The sequence below is a fragment of the Treponema sp. R6D11 genome, assembly GCF_054786075.1.
The window spans coordinates 1-412 of sequence record NZ_BDHD01001012.1 but is presented as its reverse complement, the minus strand read 5'-3'; the positions used below and the strand labels follow the sequence as shown (position 1 = coordinate 412).

General features: G+C 51.7%; 1 pseudogene. It reads left to right on the top strand.

Features of this window, described 5'->3' with window-relative positions:
- Nucleotides 1-406: pseudogene (locus ACYVTD_RS17250) on the top strand (nucleoside kinase); the annotation flags it as partial.
- Nucleotides 407-412 lie beyond the last annotated feature (6 nt).

Here is a 412-nt window from a genome sequence, read left to right as displayed (position 1 = left end):
TTACATTTCCGCGCTTACCCAGCTTAACCTGGACGACCACAACAGAATCCCCACCAGCGACAACAGGCTTTTACGGCGCATGGTGCGCGATTCCCAATTCAGGGGAATGGAGGCTGTCGGCACCATGAGAATGTGGCCCAAAGTGCAGGCCGGCGAGCGCAAGTATATTTTCCCTTTTCAGGAAACAGCCGACGCCACTTTTAATTCCGCCCTCGATTACGAACTTTCGGTCTTCAAGTACTTCTCCGACCCGCTGTTAAAAGCCGTAAAACCCAACATGGTAGAATACGCCGAAGCCACGAGGCTGTTGTCGTTCTTGGAAAACTTTACGCCTATTCCGCCGCAGTACGTACCCGGGACTAGCATACTGCGCGAGTTTATCGGCGGCAGTGAGTTTAAGTATTAACCTTAT